The 21,572-nt window shown below is 54.0% G+C and carries 19 protein-coding genes; 9 read left to right on the top strand and 10 right to left on the bottom strand.

The features are described 5' to 3' along the window. Positions 1 to 159 precede the first annotated feature (159 nt). The 6 genes from JWZ98_RS02905 to JWZ98_RS02880 are packed head-to-tail and all read left to right on the top strand — an operon-like array spanning position 160 to position 8,207. Positions 160 to 1,752, top strand: a complete 1,593-nt coding sequence (locus JWZ98_RS02905) for a proton-conducting transporter membrane subunit (protein ID WP_205453160.1) — start codon at positions 160 to 162, stop codon at positions 1,750 to 1,752. After that, on the top strand, positions 1,749 to 4,331 hold the full coding sequence (locus JWZ98_RS02900) for a DUF2309 domain-containing protein (protein WP_205453159.1): 2,583 nt from the start codon (positions 1,749 to 1,751) through the stop codon (positions 4,329 to 4,331). Before JWZ98_RS02905 ends, JWZ98_RS02900 begins: the two co-directional genes overlap by 4 nt. Position 4,332: 1 nt before the next feature. After that, positions 4,333 to 5,268, top strand: a complete 936-nt coding sequence (gene cysD, locus JWZ98_RS02895) for a sulfate adenylyltransferase subunit CysD (RefSeq protein ID WP_205453158.1) — start codon at positions 4,333 to 4,335, stop codon at positions 5,266 to 5,268. Beyond that, positions 5,268 to 6,590, top strand: coding sequence for a GTP-binding protein (locus JWZ98_RS02890; protein ID WP_205453157.1), 1,323 nt, complete (start codon positions 5,268 to 5,270; stop codon positions 6,588 to 6,590). Before cysD ends, JWZ98_RS02890 begins: the two co-directional genes overlap by 1 nt. 32 nt (positions 6,591 to 6,622) lie before the next feature. Beyond that, entirely contained in the window at positions 6,623 to 7,258 is a 636-nt protein-coding gene (locus tag JWZ98_RS02885) for a MarC family protein (RefSeq protein ID WP_205453156.1), read from the top strand. Between the two features lie 58 nt (positions 7,259 to 7,316). After that, entirely contained in the window at positions 7,317 to 8,207 is an 891-nt protein-coding gene (locus JWZ98_RS02880) for a DUF6671 family protein (protein ID WP_205453155.1), read from the top strand. Between the two features lie 128 nt (positions 8,208 to 8,335). Here the strand turns inward: JWZ98_RS02880 and zwf are convergent, their stop codons facing one another. From zwf to groES, 4 genes are all read right to left on the bottom strand, one after another. Next, positions 8,336 to 9,826 carry a glucose-6-phosphate dehydrogenase gene (zwf, locus tag JWZ98_RS02875; protein ID WP_205453153.1) on the bottom strand — a complete coding sequence of 497 codons (1,491 nt, stop codon included), beginning with the start codon at positions 9,824 to 9,826 and terminating at the stop codon, positions 8,336 to 8,338. A gap of 127 nt (positions 9,827 to 9,953) precedes the next feature. Further along, on the bottom strand, positions 9,954 to 10,700 hold the full coding sequence (locus JWZ98_RS02870; protein WP_205453151.1) for a response regulator: 747 nt from the start codon (positions 10,698 to 10,700) through the stop codon (positions 9,954 to 9,956). A gap of 176 nt (positions 10,701 to 10,876) precedes the next feature. Then, complete coding sequence (gene groL, locus JWZ98_RS02865; RefSeq protein ID WP_205453149.1) at positions 10,877 to 12,517, bottom strand: chaperonin GroEL; 1,641 nt, start codon at positions 12,515 to 12,517, stop codon at positions 10,877 to 10,879. A 56-nt stretch (positions 12,518 to 12,573) separates the two neighbouring features. Continuing rightward, complete coding sequence (gene groES / locus JWZ98_RS02860; protein WP_020484651.1) at positions 12,574 to 12,861, bottom strand: co-chaperone GroES; 288 nt, start codon at positions 12,859 to 12,861, stop codon at positions 12,574 to 12,576. Between the two features lie 205 nt (positions 12,862 to 13,066). On the opposite strand from groES, the gene moeB reads away from it, so the two are divergent. Beyond that, the gene (gene moeB / locus JWZ98_RS02855; protein WP_205453147.1) at positions 13,067 to 13,813 is read left to right on the top strand and encodes a molybdopterin-synthase adenylyltransferase MoeB; all 747 of its coding nucleotides are present in this window, start codon (positions 13,067 to 13,069) and stop codon (positions 13,811 to 13,813) included. 62 nt (positions 13,814 to 13,875) lie between these two features. Here the strand turns inward: moeB and JWZ98_RS02850 are convergent, their stop codons facing one another. Then, on the bottom strand, positions 13,876 to 14,082 hold the full coding sequence (locus JWZ98_RS02850; RefSeq protein WP_033156006.1) for a hypothetical protein: 207 nt from the start codon (positions 14,080 to 14,082) through the stop codon (positions 13,876 to 13,878). A gap of 189 nt (positions 14,083 to 14,271) precedes the next feature. On the opposite strand from JWZ98_RS02850, the gene JWZ98_RS02845 reads away from it, so the two are divergent. After that, on the top strand, positions 14,272 to 16,965 hold the full coding sequence (locus JWZ98_RS02845; protein WP_205453145.1) for a cation-transporting P-type ATPase: 2,694 nt from the start codon (positions 14,272 to 14,274) through the stop codon (positions 16,963 to 16,965). Here the strand turns inward: JWZ98_RS02845 and JWZ98_RS02840 are convergent. Then, on the bottom strand, positions 16,933 to 17,556 hold the full coding sequence (locus tag JWZ98_RS02840) for a TetR/AcrR family transcriptional regulator (protein WP_205453143.1): 624 nt from the start codon (positions 17,554 to 17,556) through the stop codon (positions 16,933 to 16,935). The genes JWZ98_RS02845 and JWZ98_RS02840 overlap by 33 nt on opposite strands. Positions 17,557 to 17,652: 96 nt before the next feature. Between JWZ98_RS02840 and JWZ98_RS02835 the strand changes: the two genes are divergently transcribed. Then, a complete protein-coding gene (locus JWZ98_RS02835; RefSeq protein WP_205453141.1) occupies positions 17,653 to 18,120 on the top strand; it encodes a nuclear transport factor 2 family protein in 468 nt (155 codons plus the stop codon). 85 nt (positions 18,121 to 18,205) lie between these two features. Here the strand turns inward: JWZ98_RS02835 and JWZ98_RS02830 are convergent, their stop codons facing one another. From JWZ98_RS02830 to JWZ98_RS02815, 4 genes are all read right to left on the bottom strand, one after another. After that, positions 18,206 to 19,435, bottom strand: a complete 1,230-nt coding sequence (locus JWZ98_RS02830; protein WP_205453139.1) for a pyrophosphate--fructose-6-phosphate 1-phosphotransferase — start codon at positions 19,433 to 19,435, stop codon at positions 18,206 to 18,208. Positions 19,436 to 19,506: 71 nt separating this feature from the next. Further along, a complete protein-coding gene (locus tag JWZ98_RS02825) occupies positions 19,507 to 19,881 on the bottom strand; it encodes a hypothetical protein (RefSeq protein WP_101052039.1) in 375 nt (124 codons plus the stop codon). Positions 19,882 to 19,993: 112 nt separating this feature from the next. Then, positions 19,994 to 20,767 (bottom strand): alpha/beta fold hydrolase, encoded by a 774-nt coding sequence (locus JWZ98_RS02820; protein WP_205453137.1) that lies wholly within the window; start codon positions 20,765 to 20,767, stop codon positions 19,994 to 19,996. An 11-nt stretch (positions 20,768 to 20,778) separates the two neighbouring features. Continuing rightward, the gene (locus JWZ98_RS02815; RefSeq protein WP_033156000.1) at positions 20,779 to 21,501 is read right to left on the bottom strand and encodes a hypothetical protein; all 723 of its coding nucleotides are present in this window, start codon (positions 21,499 to 21,501) and stop codon (positions 20,779 to 20,781) included. Positions 21,502 to 21,572 lie beyond the last annotated feature (71 nt).

Raw genomic sequence — 21,572 nt, 5'->3', positions numbered from 1 at the left:
TTAAATACATATATTGGATGAATCAATAGCCGGTTGCTAGCATGACCCTACTCTCAACACTTCGGAGATTCTCATGAACCGCACTATCCGCTGGGCAATCTTATGCATCGAACAATCTGACAGCAACGCTGCATTGTTAATCAAACAGGAGTTGCTGCCATGACATCCTTGATCAGTTACTTGGCTGTTTCGACTCCGCTGCTGTTGTTTCTATCCGGCACTCCGTCCTCCGCCTGGGCGACACGCCACCTGCAGCAAATGGGCAAACTGTGCGGCACTTTATCCATCATGGCGGTACTCACAGCCGGGCTTTCCGGCATCGGCATTTTCTACCAGGATTCATCGCCTGTTAGTGTCGCAGATAACGGCTTATACATCGACAGACTCTCGGTCATCATGCTGATGCTGGTGGCGTTCATAGGTGCCGTGGTCATCCGCTATTCGCGTCATTATCTGGATGGCGATCCCGGTCAGGGCCGATTTTTTAAGTGGCTGGCATGGACTATCGCGGCAGTCATGACCCTGGTCATCGCCGGCCATTTCATATTATTCGTGCTGGCCTGGATTCTCACCAGTCTGTGTTTGCACAGATTATTGTTGTTTTATCCGGAACGCCAGGGGGCTCGCATCGCCGCGCGCAAGAAGTTTGTCTTCAGCCGCTTAGGCGATTGCGCGCTGATTTTGGCAGGGGTTTGGCTTTATCAAGTCTTCGGCACCCTTGAATTCAGGGAATTGTTCGCACTTGCAGACAAACCGGTTGCGGACACCGGCTTGTTGAACGCCGCAGCCTTTGCCCTGGTGATTGGGGCTGTGATCAAATCGGCGCAGTTTCCATTTCACAGTTGGCTGCCGGAGGTGATGGAAACCCCAACGCCCGTATCGGCGCTGATGCACGCCGGCATCATCAACGCCGGCGGATTTCTGGTGCTACGCATGAGCCGCATACTGGTGCAGGCGCCCGCCGCACTGCACGTGGTGGCAGTCATCGGCACCATTACCGCTCTTTTCGGCTCATTGGTGATGCTGACTCAAACCAGTATCAAAAAATCGCTGGCCTTTTCCACCGTCGGCCAGATGGGTTTCATGATGTTGCAATGTGGGCTCGGCGCATTTTCTTCTGCGATGCTGCATATCGTCGCCCACGCCTTGTACAAAGCACACGCCTTTTTATCCAGCGGCAGTGTGGTGGACATTGCCAGGGCTGCCTGGGCGCCGGCGCCTCGTGACAATCGCCATCCAGGCGAACTGTTGCTGGCGTTCATTGCCGCCTTGGGCTTGACCGTTGGCAGTGCCGGCTTGTTCGATCTGACATTTAGGGAAGAGCCGGGCATTGTACTGTTGGGTGCCATCTTGCAAATGGCCTTGACCTATTTGTTGTGGAATGCCGTGGCCCATCAAACCGGTCCAGCGCAAATCGGCAAAGCCCTGCTGATTGCCGCCGGGGTTAGCCTTTTATATTTCGCCCTGCAAACCGGATTCCTGCATGTGCTCCGCGCTGACATTGCTGGCCAGATGCCGATAGACAGCCTGTTCGATAGTGTATTGCTCATCATCGTACTGGCGGGCTTTTTCACGATTTTGATGTTACAGATTCAGTACCCCGGCCCGGCGGCTGCCCAGGTTTGGCAAGCAGCCTACGTGCATATCTACAACGGCTTTTACATCAGTACTCTGGCCAACCGCATGATTCATCGGTATGGGTCCAAGCCCGTCAGTCTTAGCCATCGTCACTCTGGAGGAATGCCGCAATGAACTCAGCTGTATTGTCATTTAAAACCACCCACCCATTCGACGGCACCGAGACAGGCGTCCGCGCTGATAGCCGGGATACCTGGCAGACCCCAGGCATACTGGCAGCCATAGAGCGTGCCTGCGACCGCATCGCTCCGGTATGGCCGTTGCAACAATTCGTGGCGGTCAACCCCTTTCTTGGCCTGAGCGAGCGGTCTTTTGGCGACGCTTGCACCTTTAGCGCGCGGATGGGTCAAGGCGAGATGCTGATGCCGGCGAGTTTCTATGCCGAACACTATCGTTCGGGCCGCATTGAAGAGTCCGATGTCAGGCAGGCACTACAACTTGCCGGCAGCAGTATGTCGCTAGAACAATGCCTGTCCCTATTGCATGAAGCGTCGGGCCAGGATTTCGGGTTGACCGGCAAGCGCTGGCAGACCTTGGCGGAGCATCTGGACGCCATGCGTGGCAGCCAGTGGTCGGTATTGATTACCGAGGAAATATCCAAATGGTGCGCGGCCTACTTCGATCAAGGACAATCCGCATGGCGCATGCCCTGGCGGGGGCTGCCGCTGTATGCGGCCTGGCGCCGCGCTGCGGCCTTTGATCGCACGCCGGAATTAGCCGGCCTGTCGGCGTTTCGTCAGACGATAAACGCCTTGCCTGAAGAGCCCATTGAGGCGATTACGCAGATACTCACTGAAATGGGTTTGCCCAGCGCCCGACTCGATGATGCCTGTCATCGGCAGTTGCTGACGGTGGCCGGCTGGAGTTCTTGGGTGTGTTACAAACATTGGCAAACCAGCCCCGAGAAAAACCAGGATGCCTTGCGGCAACTACTGGCCATACGGCTCAGCTATGACTATGCGCTCATTTCGGCGGTGGCAAGCCGGCAAGATGTCGAGACATGGCGAGGCCATTGGCAAGACGCGCCGTTGACAGATACCGATACCGGCGTAGCGCTTGAAGTACGGCATATTATGCAGTCGGCCTACGAATTGGCAACGCAACGCCCCTTGTTCGAAAAACTCGCGTCGGCGCTGGCCTCAACAGGCCCTTGGCAAGCCCAGCGTAAAAACCTGCAGGCAGTGTTTTGTATCGACGTGCGTTCCGAAATTTATCGGCGCGCTCTGGAAATGCAATCTCATACTATCGAAACCCTTGGTTTTGCCGGTTTCTTCGGTTTCCCCATCGAATACATCGCTCTTGGGCACCATCATGGTCAGCCGCAATGTCCGGTTTTGCTGAAGCCTAGATTCCGGATTCGGGAAAGTGTAACCGATGCCGATGTCGGCGAACTGCGCGGCATCCTGGAAAAGCGCTGGCTGCGCAAGCGCTTGAATAGACTTTGGAAGGGCTTTAAAAATTCCGCGGTGTCGTGTTTCTCTTACGTGGAAATTTCCGGTCTGAGCTTCGCCGGCAAATTGCTAAGCGACAGCCTGGGTTTGACCCGGCCGGTAGTGAAACCGGGTATCGCCGGTCTGGACAAAGCCATCGTCCACCGCATCGGACCGGTCATTACCCGCCAGCGCGGCCGTCTGATTGCCAAGGGGCCAGTAGTCGAAACCGGTATCGCCCTTGGCGATCGCATCGAACTGGCGCGCAAAGCGCTGCAGGGCATGAGCCTGACAGACGGCTTTGCCCGGCTGGTGTTGTTATGCGGCCACGGCAGCACCGCCGTCAACAATCCTTACGCTGCCGGCCTGGATTGCGGCGCATGCGGAGGACACAGCGGCGAAGCCAACGCCAGGGTGGCGGCGGCGGTGTTGAATGATCGCGAGGTCCGCGCCGGCCTGGCAGCGCAGGGACTGACTATCCCGAAAGACACCTGGTTTGTCGCCGGTTTGCACGATACGACCACGGACGAGGTGCGGCTGTTCGACCTTGAGCAAATCCCGCATTGCTTCGGCGAAGACCTGTTGCTATTACAGCGCTGGCTGAATCAGGCTTCACAACTCACTCGCCAGGAGCGCGCGCCGGGTTTGGGATTACCCCGCCACGATGCCGCTGCGCTAATGAAAGCCGTTACTCAACGCAGCCGCGATTGGTCGCAGATTCGTCCGGAATGGGGTCTGGCGGGGAATACGGCTTTTATTGCCGCGCCCAGACAACGTACGTATCACTTTGAATTCGACGGTCGGGTATTTCTACACAACTACGATTACCGGCAAGACTCGGATACTGCGATTTTGAGTCTGATCATGAGCGCGCCAATGGTGGTGGCCAGCTGGATTAATCTGCAGTACTACGCCTCGACCGTGGATAACCGCCGCTTCGGCAGCGGTAACAAAGCGTTACACAATGTGGTCGGCACCATCGGCATTCTCGAAGGCAACGGCGGCGATTTGCGCACCGGCTTGCCTTGGCAATCGCTACATGACGGCAAAACCCTGCGCCACGAGCCGGTGCGTTTGACCGTGGTCATCGAGGCACCCGCCGAGATGATCGAGCAAGTATTGGCAAACCACGCCGAGGTTCGGCAATTGGTAGACAACCACTGGTTACACCTGACGCGCATCGATCCGTTGGACAACCACTGCTATCGCTATCTACAGCCGCAGCACTGGCAAGCCGTCACCGATTCTGGCAAGGAGAGCTAATATGAACGAGCAAGTAAACACACCCGTCAACCAGACACACGTAGCGGCGGACCACCTGGACTTACTGGAAGCCGAGGCGCTGTTCATCCTGCGCGAGGTGATTGCTGAATGTCGCCATCCGGTGTTGTTGTTTTCCGGCGGCAAGGATTCGGCGGTGTTGTTACATCTGGCCTACAAGGCGTTTCATCCCGAGCGCATTGGCTGCGCGCTGTTGCACATCGATACCGGTCATAACTATGATGAAGTAATTGCCTATCGCGACCGGATGGCGGAACGCTACGCTTGCCAGTTGCACGTGCGCAGCGTCGAAGACTCGATCCGCAAAGGCTCGGTACGCTTACGGCATGCGTTGGAATCGCGCAATGCCTATCAATCGGTGACTTTGATGGAAGCAATCGCCGAATTTGGTTTCGATGCCTGTTTGGGTGGCGCCCGACGCGACGAAGAGAAAGCTCGGGCCAAGGAGCGTATCGTCAGCGTGCGCGACGAGTTCGGTCAATGGGAACCCAAAAATCAGCGCCCTGAGCTCTGGTCTTTGTACAACACCCGCGTGGCACTGGGCGACCATCTACGGGTATTCCCGATTTCAAACTGGACCGAACTCGATGTCTGGCAATACATCCAGCGCGAAGACATCGAACTGCCGGCGCTTTACTTCGCCCATCCGCGTGAAGTGGTGCGGCGCGGCGACATTCTGGTGCCGGTAACGCATCTGACACCGGCCCAGGCCGGCGACACCGTGGAAACCATCAGCTGCCGTTTCCGCACCGTCGGCGATATTTCCTGCACCGCGCCGGTGGCATCGTCAGCCGGTAACGTTGCCGACATCATCGCCGAAACCGCCCAATGCCTGCTGACCGAACGTGGCGCGACCCGCCTGGACGACCGCGCCTCCGATGCGGCGATGGAACAACGTAAAAAAGAGGGGTATTTCTGATGAACGCACCTAGCTATGTGACACTTGAAAGCCAATTTGACGAGACCGTGCAACCCGCTAATTCCGGCCTGCTGCGGTTTATCACCGCCGGCAGCGTCGATGACGGCAAGAGCACGCTGATCGGTCGCTTGTTGTACGACACCGGCAACGTCGCCGCGGATCAATTGGCGGCGATTCAAGCCACTTCGCAAAAGCGCGGGCTGGCGGCTATCGATTGGTCGCTGTTGACCGATGGTTTGATCGCTGAGCGGGAACAAGGCATTACGATTGATGTGGCCTACCGCTATTTCGCCACATCGCGGCGTAAATTCATCATCGGTGATGCGCCCGGCCACGAGCAATATACCCGCAACATGGTCACCGCCGCCTCCAGCGCCGACTCGGCGATTTTGTTGGTCGACGCCAGGAAAGGCGTCACCACCCAGACCCGCCGCCACGCCTATCTGGCACATTTACTCGGTATCCGCGAGTTAGTGCTGGCAGTGAACAAAATGGATTTGGTGGATTGGCAACCTGCGGTATATCAAGGCATTGTGGATGCGTTCAACACCTTTGTCAGCGCCTTGGGTCGTCATCACGTGCAAGCCATTCCGCTATCGGCTTTAAACGGTACCAACGTGACAACGCGCGCGGAGGCGATTCCTTGGTATCACGGTCCCAGTTTGCTCGAATACTTGGAAGCCGTCCCGGCCCGGCGCGATGCCGAGCGGGCCCCGCTAAGGCTACCGGTGCAGCGTGTGGTGCGGGTGATGCTGGGCAATGCCGCCAACGGAGCAAGCGATACGGAATTTCGCGGTTATCAAGGCGCACTGGCTTCGGGACAGCTGCACATTGGCGATGAAGTAGCGGTGTGGCCGACCGGCCAGCGGGCGCTTATCAAGGGCTTGCATGTGGCCGAACAGTCATTGGCCGTGGCAAGCGTAGATCGCGCGGTGGTAGTGGCGCTGGATAGTGAAATCGACATTTCGCGCGGCGATATGCTATCCAGCCCCGTTCAGCCTCCGCGGGTCGTCAAGACACTCACCGCCGATATGTGCTGGTTGTCCGAGCAGCCACTGCAAGCGCGGGGTAAGTACCTGGTTAAACATACCACCCGCACCGTTAATGCTTTCTTCGAAGAGTTAAGTTACCGGGTTGACGTCAATACGCTGGACCACCAGGCCACCCCGGAAACGGCGGTCATGAACGACATCCTGCGGGTCAAACTGAAATTGCAACAGCCACTGTTAGTCGATGCGTATGTCGATAACCGCACCACCGGCAGTTTCATTATCATCGATCCGGTATCGTTGCACACGGTAGCGGCCGGCGTGATTATCTAACGCTATAGGGTCTACAAACAGGAATCCCCCAAATGAATTGGAACGAATATGTGCAATTGCTCGCCGGCTTGATTTCCGTAGTCAATCCGATCAGTGCCATGCCGATTTTTCTGTCGTTGACTTCGACAAAATCACCTGGGCAACGTCTGCAGACAGCAATGACCACCGCATTTGCGGTGGCGATGGTGTTGTTCACCTCGCTGCTGGCCGGAGAGCCTATCCTGAATTTCTTCGGCATCGGCCTGCCTGCGTTTCGGGTGGCCGGTGGTCTGTTGTTGCTGTTGATGGGCATATCGATGCTGCGAGTCAGCGATGATCGTTCTCGGCACACACCGGAAGAAGACGCCGAGTCGCACGAAAAGGCCTCGGTCGCGGTGGTGCCCTTGGCGATTCCGTTGTTGGCGGGGCCTGGCGCCATCAGCACCACCATCGTCTACGCCCATCGCGATTTGTCCTTGGCGCATTATTTGTTGTTCAGCGGCGTGATCGTATCCGTCAGTGTCATCGTGCTGCTCATCCTGCTGCTAGCACCGCGCATCATCGCCTTGATGGGCCAAACCGGCATGAACGTGGTGACGCGGGTCATGGGCTTGTTATTGACCTCGACCGCCGTCGAATTTATCGCCGGCGGCTTGACTGAGCTATTTCCTATTTTGGCAGGCGGATGAATGAGCCCGACAGAAAATCCGATTACAGCGCGTTGGTCTAACCTACCCCCACAAGCCTATGACGACAACCAAGCTTTACGAGGATTTAAGCCGAACAGTAAGCGCTAATGTTTCGGTGTATCGGGGGCAAAGCGTGGCCTTACTGACCCAACATGGCAAAGAAGCGCCATTGCGCGAAGTGCTAGGTGCCGGTTTGGGCTGCCGGATTCAGCATGTCAGTGACTATGATACTGACCAGTTTGGCACCTTTACCCGAGACATCGCCCGCATTGGCAGTCAGCTTGACGCCGCGCGCGCCAAAGCAAGAATGGGTATGCAACTCTCCCGCCTGTCGATAGGTTTGGCGAGTGAAGGGGCGTTTGGGCCGGACCCGGTCTCGTTCATGCTGCCGCATAATCTGGAGTTGTTGCTGTGGATTGACGACGGTTTGGGTATAGAAGTGATCGCGACCGCATCCGGGCATACCAACTTTTCCCACAAAACCGTCCCCGACTTTAAAGAGGCGAAACACTTCGCCGAATCTGCGGGGTTTCCCGAACACCATTTGATCGTGCGACCGGATGATGAACATCACCCGCAGTTTCGTAAGGACTTGTCGACTTGGGACGCTTTTCAGGAGGCCGTGGATTGGGCTTTATCTTTATCCCTAACCGGGAAAGTTTTCATCGAAACCGATATGCGCGCATTCGCCAATCCGACACGTATGCTCAACATTCGCCGCGCAGCCGCAGCTTTGGTGGAAAAATTAAGTTCGCTCTGTCCCGCTTGTGGCGCGCCCGGCTTTGCCAAATCTGGCGTAGTCCGCGGCTTACCTTGCGAGGATTGCGGACAAGCCACTGAGCAAGCCAAGGCGGATATCATTGCTTGTGTGCGATGCACGCAGCAAATTTTGATTGATCGAGAGGAACAATTTGCTGCGGCGGGCAATTGCGACTACTGCAATCCATAACGCACATCATCAATCCGCTCAATAAAACCTGAGAAGCTAATCCATATTAAGCACCAATTTCTCCAAACAAATCAGTACTTAATATATGAAACGCGGCTAGGCAACAGCGTTACGCAACCAAAAACCGATTACGGCTGACACTCCGGCATCAAGGAACTGCGCCAGTACTGGTCTTCCTTCTCGAACAAGCGGCGGCTTTCTTCCGGCCCCCAGGAACCAGCCGGATAGGTGGCGATATAGTCCCGCTCGGTCACCCAATTTTGCAGAATGGGATCGACGATGCGCCAGGCGTATTCCACTTCGTCGAAACGCAAAAATAGCGAACGGTCGCCCTTCATCACATCCAATAACAAATCTTCGTAGGCATCCACGCGGCGTTCGTCGGGATTGCGGAAGCTGGCATCCAGGCTGGTAGTGCGGGTACGCATTTCCAGACCCGGCTCTTTAACGGTCATTTCGATGCGGATGCATTCTTCCGGCTGAATCCCCAGCAATATCCAGTTCGGCGTCATGCACTGCACATGGGTATCGCGGAAAAACTGAAACGGCGGGTGGCGAAAGCAGATCGAAATCGAGGATTGGCCCTTGGCCATGCGCTTGCCGGTGCGCAAGTAAAACGGCACGCCACGCCAGCGCCAGTTGTCGATCAACAATTTCATGGCCGCATAAGTTTCGGTACTGCTGTCAGCGGGAATATTGGCTTCCTCCAGGTAACCGCCCACTTTTTGACCTTCGATATTGCCGCGGGCATATTGGCCGCGAAAGGCATGTGCATGCACAGCCGATTTCGGGATCGGCCGAATGGACTTCAGCACTTTGACTTTTTCGTCGCGCAGCGATTCGGCGTCCATGGACACCGGCGGCTCCATCGCCACCAAGGTTAACAGCTGTAACAGATGGCTTTGCAGCATGTCGCGCATCGCCCCGGCGCTATCGTAATACTCGCCGCGGCTACCTATGCCCAGTTCTTCGGAATGCGTGATCTGCACATGGTCGATGTAATTGCGATTCCACAAGGGTTCCAGCATCACGTTGGCGAAACGAAACACCAAGACGTTCTGCACCATGCCCTTACCCAGATAATGGTCGATGCGGTAAATCTGGTCTTCGCTTAAATAGCGGCTCAGACGTTTTTGCAAGGCCTGTGCACTCTCCAGATCGTAACCAAATGGCTTTTCGATCACTACTCGTCGCCAGCCGTATTCTTCGTTCAGCAACTCCACCTGGCTCAAGGACTCGATGACATTGCCGAAATCACTGGGACCTATGGCCAGATAGAAGGCCATATTGCGGGAAAATCGCGGTTGAGCATTTAGCGTTTCCGCCAGGGATTTATAGCATTCCGGCTGGTCGAGATCGCCGCGATGATAATCCAGCCGTTCGGCAAAACGGTTGAATACGGCCTCGTCCATCGGCGTATTGGCCTGCTCTAGCAGCAAGGCCTTCACTTCGGCCAGCCAGGTTGCTCTATCCCAGGGACGGCGGCCCACCGCCAGGATACGTGTGCCTTCCGGCAGTTTTTTTTCCAATTCCAGATGATAGAAGCCCGGCATCAGCTTCAAGCGCGCCAAATTGCCGGTAGCACCGAAAATGACGTAAGTGCAGGGGTCTGTATTCATAAAAGCCACCTTGTCTTTACTTTGGAATGTAGGGTGCAGTTTGCATCATTTGCGCGGGCGCGTCGAACGCCAAAGCGCCGCAGCCGATAAAAGCAGCCAAATTAGAGCCACGCCAGTGTCACCTTGATCATAATATGGGGTCATCGTCACCGAGACACTTCAGAACTTGATCCTGGTTATCCAACAGCCGAATCAGCTTAATTTTCATTGTATTAAAGCGCTGTTGCGCCAACTCTGCGTCGGCTTGTACCAACGCTTTTTGCAAGTTCTCGACGACCGCCAGGCAATCGGCAAAATCGTAAAAACAAAAGGTGCCATGCAGTTTATGGTTCAAATCCCACGCCTGTTGCAGCAATCGATTGTCCAAGGCCCGCTCGATGTCGAGTATTAATCCCGGCAACTGCTCAAATAATTTGCCCATCAAGACTTGGCTCAACTGCCGGTTATGCTGGGCTTTGCGCAAAAGTTGCCCGGCATAATACTCGGCGTTCACCGGCTCATGTTGCCGCCAACGCACCAGCAATTGCTCCAACTGGTAAAGGCGAACCGGCTTGACCAAACATTCGTTGAACCCGGCGGCGATTGCCCGTTCCTGCTGCTGATTTTGCGCGTGAGCCGTGACGGCGACTGCCGGCGTTTGCCGATTGTAGTTTTCGGTGCCGCGCAAATTGGCGGCGACATCGAAACCACTCAAAAACGGCATGTTCACATCCAGAAAGATGAAGTCGTAGCGGCGTTCTTGCAACAATTGCCAGGCCTCCCGCCCGTCTTTTGCCGAGGTGATATTGGTCGTCCAGTATTCCAACTGTTCGCGTAACAGCCATAGATTGATTTCATTGTCGTCAGCGATCAGAATCGAAAAATCGTTGGTCATAGTTAATGGCTTCGAGCTGTGAATAATTTGCTGATGCCGTTATCGAATGTTTCGCGGCAAAAATCAATCTATAGTGCTGCACACCATCGTAAACCGTTCCACACCCAAAGCGCCAGACAATAAAAAACCCCGGCACCTTGCGGCAACCGGGGTTTTCAGGCCGAGGCCGAAGGCGATTACATCATGCCGCCCATGCCACCCATGCCGCCCATATCAGGCATTGCAGGGGCTTTATTGTCGGATGGCGCATCAGCAATCATCACTTCCGTGGTGATCATCAAGCCTGCCACTGAAGCCGCGTTTTGCAGCGCGGAACGGGTCACTTTCGCTGGGTCCAGAATACCCATCGCGATCATGTCGCCGTATTCGCCGGTTGCCGCGTTGTAACCGAAGTTACCGGTGCCTTTTTTAACTTCATTCAGAACTACAGACGCTTCATCGCCGGCGTTGCTGACGATTTGACGCAAAGGCTCTTCCATAGCACGACGCAGGATGCTGATACCTACGTCTTGGTCGTGGTTGATACCTTTCAGGCCGTCCAGAGCAGACAATGCGCGGATCAGCGCAGTCCCGCCGCCGGCAACTACGCCTTCTTCAACCGCGGCGCGAGTTGAATGCAGCGCGTCTTCAACGCGAGCTTTCTTCTCTTTCATTTCTACTTCGGTCGCAGCGCCGACTTTGATGACCGCTACACCGCCAGCCAATTTGGCCAGACGCTCTTGTAATTTTTCACGATCGTAATCGGAGGTCGCTTCGTCGGCTTGAGCGCGGATTTGCGCGACGCGGCCTTTGATTTGATCTTCGTTGCCAGCACCATCGATGATAGTGGTGTTTTCTTTGTTGATTTGGACACGTTTTGCAGTACCCAATTGGCTGATGTCAGCTTTTTCCAAAGACAGACCTACTTCTTCAGAAATCACCACGCCGCCAGTCAGAACTGCGATGTCTTCCAGCATGGCTTTACGACGGTCACCGAAACCAGGTGCTTTAACCGCAGCCACTTTAACGATACCGCGCATGTTGTTGACAACCAAAGTTGCCAAGGCTTCGCCTTCTACGTCTTCCGCGATGATCAATAAAGAGCGGCCGGATTTAGCCACGCCTTCCAGAATCGGCAACATTTCGCGAATGTTGGAGATTTTTTTGTCGTACAACAGGACGAAAGGATCGTCCAATTCGACGCTCATGCTTTCTTGTTTGTTGATGAAGTACGGCGACAAGTAGCCACGGTCGAACTGCATACCTTCGACAACGTCCAGTTCGTTGTTCAGACCAGTGCCTTCTTCAACAGTAATCACGCCTTCTTTACCGACTTTTTCCATCGCTTCGGCAATGATCGCACCCACTGATTCGTCGGAGTTAGCAGAGATGGTACCTACTTGCGCGATCGCTTTGCTATCGCTGCAAGGTGTAGCGGCTTTTTCAATCGCTGCAACCGCTGTAGTGACTGCCAGATCGATACCGCGTTTCAGGTCCATTGGGTTCATGCCCGCTGCAACTGACTTCAAGCCTTCGTTAACGATTGCTTGAGCCAAAACAGTCGCAGTGGTAGTACCGTCGCCGGCTACGTCGGAAGTTTTAGAGGCAACTTCCTTCACCATTTGCGCGCCCATGTTTTCGAATTTGTCTTTCAATTCGATTTCTTTTGCAACCGATACACCGTCTTTGGTGATGGTTGGCGCGCCGAAGCTTTTATCCAATACAGCGTTACGGCCTTTAGGACCCAAAGTAACTTTTACTGCGTTAGCCAGAACGTTAACGCCTTGCACCATCAGTGCACGAGCGTCACCACCAAATTTTACGTCTTTTGCTGCCATTTCTTATTCCTGAGATATTGGTTAAATTGAAAAAGAGTGTGTCGAAGGAATTGGGATTAACCCAAAACACCCATGATGTCTTCTTCGCGCATGACGATGTATTGCTCGCCATCGACTTTAACTTCGGTGCCGGAATATTTGCCAAACAGTACTCTGTCGCCAACTTTAACTTCCAAGGCACGTACTTGGCCGTTATCTAACGGTTTACCTGAACCTACTGCCAATACTTCGCCTTCGCTAGGTTTTTCAGCAGCTGAACCCGGCAACACGATGCCGCCTGCGGTTTTGGTTTCTTCCTCAACACGTTTTACGACGATACGGTCATGTAACGGACGAATTTTCATCAATGTCTCCTTAATGTAGATAAAGTTAAAGGTTAAAAACTGTGTAAAGCAATTTAAAAAACAGCTACCCCTTACGGAGGAAGCGAGCTTTTAAGCGGCCTCAGTTTTATTAGCACTCTCTAGCAACGAGTGCTAATAATATCCGGCTTTTGCACTCTGTCAAGCTCTTTGGCATCATCTGCGCCTTACCCAAGCCATACACACTATGAACGACGAACAATTACTCCGTTACAGCCGGCAAATCATGCTGCCGCAAATCGATATTGCCGGTCAGCAAAAATTGCTCGATGCCAAAGTATTAATCGTCGGTGCCGGCGGTTTGGGCTCGCCTGCCTCAATGTACCTGGCTGCGGCCGGTGTCGGCCAGATCACCGTCTACGACGACGATCAAGTCGATTTAACCAACTTGCAACGCCAGATCGCTCACAACACAGCCGATATAGGGTTGGATAAAGTTATTTCAACCCAGCAGACTTTGGAAAAAATTAATCCGGGCGTAAAAGTGTTTGCTCACAAGCAACGTCTGGCTGACGAGCAATTACTTAAAGAAGTGACGGAGGCGGATGTGGTGCTGGACTGCAGCGATAATTTCACTACCCGGTTTGCCATTAACAAGGCATGTGTCGACCGGCAAACCCCTCTGGTTTCCGGCGCGGCGATCCGCTTTGAGGGTCAAGTCAGCGTATTTACCCCTGGGTTAAACGATAGCCCGTGCTATAACTGTCTTTATCAAAGCGACGGCGAGGAATTGCAAAATTGCGCCCGCAATGGCGTGATTGCGCCGATCACCGGCATCGTCGGCAGCATACAGGCCTTGGAGACGATCAAACTACTGGTCGGTACCGGCAGCACATTAACAGGCCGCTTGCTGTTGCTGGACGGCCTGAGTATGGAATGGCATAGCATGCGCTTGAAGAAAAACCCACATTGCCCGAGCTGCGGCGCGAAATAAGCTAATCCGCACAAAAAAGCCGGGCTAATCCCGGCTTTCTATTGCTGGCAAATAAGACGTAATTAATTTTTTCCCAGTTTGCCTTTAACCATCAGAATGGCTTTGCTGACATTTCTCAATAGCGCCGAATCGCTATCGCCGTGCGGCTCGATGTCGCCGAACGGTTCGCCATTCTTCATGGTGTACATGTAAATGAAATACCCCAACGGTGCGAAAGCGAAGATGGCAATAATCAACATCAACACCACTAATTCGATAACTCCGCCCATATATACCTCCAACTATTTGTTTTTATTTTAATTTAGAATGAGGCCATAGACCTCGGGAATGGACTATAACCCCATCCCTTTTAGGGAACAAGCACAAAGTATTCTTTGTCAACTTATGGTTTTAACCTCAGGCTAATTTAGCCTTGGGGCAACTACGCCAACGCCATTTTCAACTATCAATCTGAGCATATGGACCATTACCCTAAAGCCAACTGGCACAGCCAAACGCCGGAAACCGTATTAACGCATTTCGGCGTAGAGCTGGGTCAAGGCCTGAGCAGCGAGGAAGCGCAAAAACGCCGAGCGACTAGCGGCGCCAACCGCCTGACCGCTCGCCGCGGCAAAGGCCCTTTGCTTTTGCTATTGGCGCAATTTCATCAGCCCTTGATCTACATCCTGCTGTTTTCCGCGGCCACCACCGCTTTTTTAGAGGAATGGACCGACAGTAGCGTCATCTTCGGTGTGGTCATTATCAATGCGGTGATCGGCTTCGTTCAGGAAGCGAACGCGCTGAAAGCCATTAACGCCCTGGCTCAGACCTTGAATATCAGCAGCAACGTCCTGCGTGACGGCCAGCGCCGAAGTATTGCTGCTGCCGAGTTAGTTCCCGGCGATTTGGTATTCCTGCAATCCGGCGACAAGGTGCCTGCCGATCTGCGCCTCTTGCAAAGCCGCGAACTGAAAATCGACGAATCCGCGCTAACCGGCGAATCGGTACCGGTGGAAAAGCAGGCACAGACTCTACCCTCGGCCACCTTATTGGCTGATCGCGCCAATATGGCGTATTCCTCGACGCTGGTCAGTTACGGCAGTGCACTGGCCGTGGTAGTCAGTACCGGCGATAACACCGAGATTGGCCGCATCAACAAGCTGATCGGCAGCGCCGAACCGCTGGAAACGCCGCTAACGCTAAAAATGAGCCAATTCAGTCAATTGTTGCTCTGGGTGATCGTCGGCTGCGCGGCCATTACCTTTGCGGTCGGCGTCTGGCGCGGTGAAACCATGTTGGACATGTTCATGGCCTCCGTGGCGTTGGCTGTCGGCGCCATCCCGGAAGGTCTGCCCGCGGCGCTGACGATTACGCTGGCTATCGGCGTCTCGCGTATGGCCAAACGCAACGCCATCATCCGCAAACTGCCGGCGGTGGAAACCCTGGGCAGCACCACGGTGATTTGCTCCGACAAGACCGGCACCTTGACGCAAAACCAAATGACCGTGCAATTCGTGCAAGCAGGCGGTGAAATATTCGAGGTCAGCGGCAGCGGCTACACGCCGGACGGTGAATTTACCAGCCATAACCAAGCGGTCGACCCGTCCCTTAAACCAGCACTAATGGAATGTTTAAAAGCCGGCCTGCTGTGCAACGACGCCCGATTAATCGCCGACACCGACAACTGGCGTATCGAAGGCGACCCTACCGAGGCCGCCTTGCTGGTAGCCGCCCACAAAGCCGGTCTGCATCAAGCCAGCGTCAGCGGCGACCATCCGCGCCTGGACGCCATTCCGTTCGAATCCGCGTACCAATTCATGGCCACTCTGCATCACAACCTGGCCGAAGACGCCCGGCATATTTATTTAAAAGGCTCGCTGGAAAGCCTGTTACAGCGCTGCGACAAGGCCTTTTCCGCCGATATGCAACTCGTACCACTGGATAGAGACTGCCTGAACCAGCAAGCTGAAGCGTTTGCCGCACAAGGCTTGAGAGTCCTGGCATTTGCGCGCGCTGAGCATGATGACGATGCGGTTGAACATCGCGAAGTGGGTGGCGGCCTGACCTTTTTGGGCTTGCAAGCCATGATCGATCCACCCCGCCCCGAAGCTGCCCGAGCCATTGCCGCCTGTTATAAGGCCGGCATCTCGGTGAAGATGATCACTGGCGACCATCCCGTCACCGCGCTGGCCATCGCTAAGCAGCTCAACATGCGCCATACCGAACGTGTGATCAGCGGCGCCGACTTGCAACACTACAGCGAAGCTGACTATCGCAAACACGTCAAAGACTGCGATGTCTTTGCCCGCATCGCGCCGGAGCAAAAGTTGCAATTGGTGCAAGCCTTGCAGGCCAACGGTCACGTGGTAGCCATGACCGGCGACGGCGTCAACGATGCCCCGGCACTACGGCAAGCCAACATCGGCGTGGCGATGGGCATGGGCGGCACCGAAGTCGCCAAAGAAGCGGCGGCCATGGTGCTGACTGACGATCATTTCGCCACCATCGAAGCCGCCGTCGAAGAAGGCCGCGGCGTGTTCGACAATCTGGTCAAATTCATCGCCTGGACCTTACCGACCAATCTCGGTGAGGGCCTGGTGATTACCGCCGCGGTGTTCGCCAATGTGGCGTTGCCGATTACCCCCCTGCAAATTCTCTGGATCAATATGACCACCGCAGTACTGCTGGGTTTAATGTTGGCTTTCGAACCCAAGGAACCGGGTCTGATGCTCCATAAGCCACGCAATCCCAAGCAAGCTATCCTGACCAAACGCCTAATGTTTCGTATCTGTCTGGTCGGCCTGTTGTTGCTGGCCGGCGCGTTCGGCTTGTTTGAATGGGAACTATCGCAAAACGCAACCCTAGCTAAGGCCCGCACAGTCGCCGTCAATGTGTTTGTGTTTGGCGAATTGTTTTACCTATTCAACTGTCGCTCGCTAAATTACTCGATGTTCCGAGTCGGCGTTTTTTCCAATTTATGGCTGATTTTTGGTGTCGTCAGCATGATTTTGCTGCAACTGCTGTTTACCTATTGGCCAACGATGCAGGCCTTATTCGGCAGCGAGGCAATCGGTCGGGAGGAGTGGCTGTTGATTTTGGGGGTTAGCTCAGTTATTTACGTAGCGATAGGCCTGGAAAAACTAGTCGTTCGGCGCTTTAACCGCCGGCGTTGATTGCGCGAAGGCATTCAGTGCAACTAATAGCGTCTCCAAGCTTTTCAGGGACTGCTTTTCCGCGACCTCTGGCGCTTCCAGCTGCGCTTTAACAATCGCGCCGTCTATCGCCACCGCAGCCGCATTCGCCAACTGCTGCCGGTTTAGGCCGTCCGGCAACAGTTCGGCAATTACCCGCACCATATCTTGTTTATGCTGGTAGCAAATTTCCAGCACATCAGGCAACACACCGCCCAATTCGGCGACGGTATTGATAAACGCGCAGCCGCGATAAATAGGCTTGCGAAACCATTCCTCCAGCGTGGCTACCAGCGGGATTAAGCCACCGCTCGGCCGGCCGCCGTGCCGCTGTAAAGCGTCTGTAAACCAGGCCATCCAGCCTTCGTGCCGATAGGTCAAAAACGCCCGGATCAAATCATTCTTGCTGGGAAAATAACGATAGAACGTCACTTTCGTTACCCCGGACTCGGCAATTACTTTGTCGATACCGGTGGCGCGGATGCCGTCGCGATAAAACAAATCATGCGCGGCCAGTAATATCCTCTCTCGAGGCGGGCGGTCCGACAGAATGGTGATGGAATCAGAGATCATGTTTCGATTGTAGACAAGTCTGTCTACAATTGCTACCATCGCCATAAGTAGACAAATCTGTCTACTTACTTTCTCACCCCAGTCAGGAGCTTAACGATGGACAGCAAACCGCCTCTACCGCCTTTTACCGCTGAAACCGCCGCACAAAAAGTCCGCATGGCGGAAGATGCCTGGAATAGCCGCGACCCGGATCGCGTCGTGCAGGTGTATACCGAAGACAGCCGCTGGCGCAATCGCGCCGAGTTTCCGGTAGGTCGCGGGCAAATTCGTGAGTTTTTACAGCGCAAATGGGCCAAGGAATTGGATTATCGACTAATCAAAGAATTATGGGCTTTTACCGACAACCGTATCGCGGTGCGCTTCGCTTACGAGTGGCACGACGATGCCGGCACCTGGTTTCGCAGCTACGGCAACGAAAATTGGGAGTTTAACGAATACGGATTAATGCAGCGTCGCTTTGCCAGCATCAACGATTTGCCGATTAAAGCCGATGATCGTTTATTCCATTGGCCGTTGGGCCGGCGACCGGACGATCATGCCGGTTTAACTGAATTGGGCTTGTGAAACTTGGCGGTAGAGGCGAATTTATTCGCTTCCTGTAAATAAAAAGGGGCGGATAAATCCGCCCCTGAGATCAAGCAAAACTTTATTAATGGCTGACTTCGACTTTGCCGCCTTTTTTCTGGCCGATGGCCGCCAGCGTTTCGGTAAACCAGTCGGTATCGATATTGAACGGTTTGCCGCCTTTGATGCGCGGAAACTCGATAGCGCGCAAGACGTTGCCGTTATCTTCGTCGTGGCCCATCACGCCGGATTCGCGGCGGAAGGCACATTCCACGGCCAGGTCAGCGCAAGATTTGATCAGACGCATATCGTCGACGTTGGCTGCCGCGGCACGGGCGAAATAACCGGATTTTTGCACCAGGGTTTTTTCCGCCCCGATCATTTGCGCGAATTGCTCGCCAAACCATTTGCCCGGATTGACTGCATCCAGCTTGATGTGGCCGAACGCATCACGCGGCACTTCTTGGCCTTTAGCTTGCAGTTCGGCAACGATAGCTTCCACACCGGCGCCTTCGGACACGAAGATATTCACGCAATCGACTTTATCCATCACCGCGCGTAAACGCGCCGCTTCGGCTTCCAGATCGATAGCCATTTCCGGAACGAATACCGCATGCACTTCATACGATTCACGAGACAAGCCCAGCTCAGGCAGCCACTCGGCGCGGTCCAACAATTTACGGTATTCCTGTGCAGTCGCAGCGGTCAACCAACCACAGTTACGGCCCATGACTTCGTGGACGATCAGCATGCGTGGGTTGGAATTGTTCTCGGCCACCACGTTCATGAAGTAACGTGCGCCTTGTTCGGCGGCAGTCCAGGCACCCAGGGATTGTTTGATCGGGAATACGTCGTTATCAACGGTTTTTGGCAAACCGATCACGGTCAGACCGTAGTTGTTTTTGGCCAGAAATGCCGCCAAATCGGCCGCCGCAGTATTGGTATCGTCACCGCCGATAGTGTGCAGAATATCGACGCCGTCTTTAATTAACTGGTCGGCAGCGACTTTTTGCGGGTCTTCGCCTTCTTTCACCAAACCGCGTTTCACGCAGTCTTTGATATTGGTCAGCTTGACGCGGCTGTTGCCGATCACTGAACCGCCGAAACGTTGCAGCAAGCCGGCTTTTTTGCGGACTTCATCGGTCACGACATAGGAGTCACCCAGCAGCAGGCCTTTGTAGCCGCCACGGTAGCAAATAATTTCGATGCTAGGATCAATTTCTGTGTAGCGTTCAATCAGGCTGCCGATAGCGGAGTTCAGGCAAGGCGCCAAACCGCCGGCCGTGAGGATTGCAACTTTTTTGGGTTTGTTCATGGGCGTTTCAAATAAAAAGTTAAGAAAAAGTGTGATGGCTCGGCGTACCAACCATCAGCTATCGCCGCGTCTCAGCGCCGGCGTTGCGATCCCTTTTGCCGCAACACTCGCCAAAACGGTGCAAGCCGCGCGATTCTAACACAAGCTTTTCTTTTATCAGGCAACGTTCGATGATCGCTCAGCTCACCCAGCTTAACCGGCTGCGCCACAAACACTACCGCAGCAAAATCCAGTGGCGCGGAGGCACGAATAAAAGCAGAATAGGTTAGCGGCTCGACATCGGTCGTAGTGATACTGACTTTGGTTAATTCACCGCAATCGCTTAGCGAAAGCGACAAATAATCGCTGAGCCCGTGTTCGGCCTGTGTGAGCAACAAATCCTCAAGCGGCACCGCAAGTTTGCCTCGTTTGATACCTTGAATGTGTTGATATGAATTATCTGTCATCTGTTACCGCTCCGCACTGAACTAGCTAAATTGCGGTAGCAAGCTTATCGTCCTTGCGATTTATCGCCAGTGTACCAAGGTTCTAAACCAGCCTAGATCAAGCACTTAAGCGCTAAGCGGCCAGCAACCAATCCTCCACCAAGCGACAAAACGCATCCGGCGCCTCAACGTATAACCAATGGCCGGTATCTGGAATTTTCGCGATCTTTGCTTGCGGAAACACTGCATAAATCGCTTCTTCATCCAGATATTTGGAATTGCCGCCACCGATGAATAACACCGACCGGACGAACCGGCGTTCGCCGACTTCCGGAAAGCCGACTATGTGATGGGCATTTTTTTGAATAATATCCAGATTGATCCGCCAGTAGTAATTGCCGTCTTTCAGTAGCAGATTTTGCAGCAAAAACTGTCGGTAGGCTAAATCCGGAACCGCTTCGGCTAGCGCCTCTTCGGCCTGCTTTCGGTTGCCGATGCTATCGACTGGTAAACGGCTAAGCGCGTCTACAAGATCGTCGAAGCTATGCTGATAACTGACCGGCGCGATGTCCGCAACGATTAAACCAGCGACCCGCTCTGGATGATGCAAGGCAAACCACATCACCGCCTTGCCCCCCATGCTATGCCCGAGTAAATGAGCACAGGGAATCTCGTGGCTATCCATAAAAGCCAACAAGTCGGCGGCCATACTGGGATAATCCAGCACCTCGGCATGCGGCGAACTGCCGTGGTTGCGCATATCCAACACATAAACATGCCGCTGCTCCGCTAGGCGTTTGGCCACCGAACGCCAGTTACGCGAGGCGGCCAGAAAACCATGCACAATCAGTAATGGCGTGTCGCCGGGTTCGCCGAAACTATCGTAAGCCAGTTCGATGGCCGTCATCGTCACTGCGCTCAAGCAAAACCGAAGATTGCGCCCAATATCCCACCGAATACGCCGCCCCACACCACCAGCCAACCCAAATGTTGCTTGATGATGGATTGCACCATTTCCTTGACCAATTGCGGCGTTAATTCGCTCAAACGCCTGTCGATCACCATTTCGATTTTGCCGGTCAAATCCTCGCCAATCTTGTGCGCATTCAATCCTTGCTGTAAAGCGTGTTTAAACCGTTCTGACTCCACCATTTCCGAGAGGGTATGCTGCATTTTTTCGGTAAAAGGTTGTTTTAGCGGCAATAACGCCTCTTCGCCGCCCATCATCAACAACATGCCACCAAACGAAGAAGCCATAATGGAAGATACCAAGCCTTCGTATACCTTGTCGTAATCGACAGCATTTAACAAAGGTTGCAAATTCAACACCTTGCCGCCCTGCTGCTCTTCCGTTTCGATAAACTGTTCGATATTTTCCACCGTGAAAAATTGCTGCATCATCAAGGCCTTGATCGATGCTTTAAACTCTTCGAAACGCGCCGGGATAATCCCCGAGCCATACAAAAACGGCACCTTTTCGAACAGCATATGAATAGCCAACCAATTGGTAATTGCCCCGGAAAATGCAAAAAAACCAATTGCTTTCAGCGTTTCCGGATAAAACGGGCTGACATAGCCGGCAGCGATAATCAGCAGGGAGATAAAGTTGGTTAAAAAGCTTTGATTCAGTAATTTTTTCATTATTTTGTTAAGTAACATGCGAACAGCAAATTTTGCCAAACACTGTTGCCGTAGGCCAGCATAAATATGGG

This window comes from Methylomonas sp. EFPC1 (genome assembly GCF_016925515.1).
Lineage (GTDB): Bacteria > Pseudomonadota > Gammaproteobacteria > Methylococcales > Methylomonadaceae > Methylomonas > Methylomonas defluvii.
Note: the sequence above shows the minus strand (reverse complement) of the source record. Positions and strands in the feature narration are given on the sequence as shown.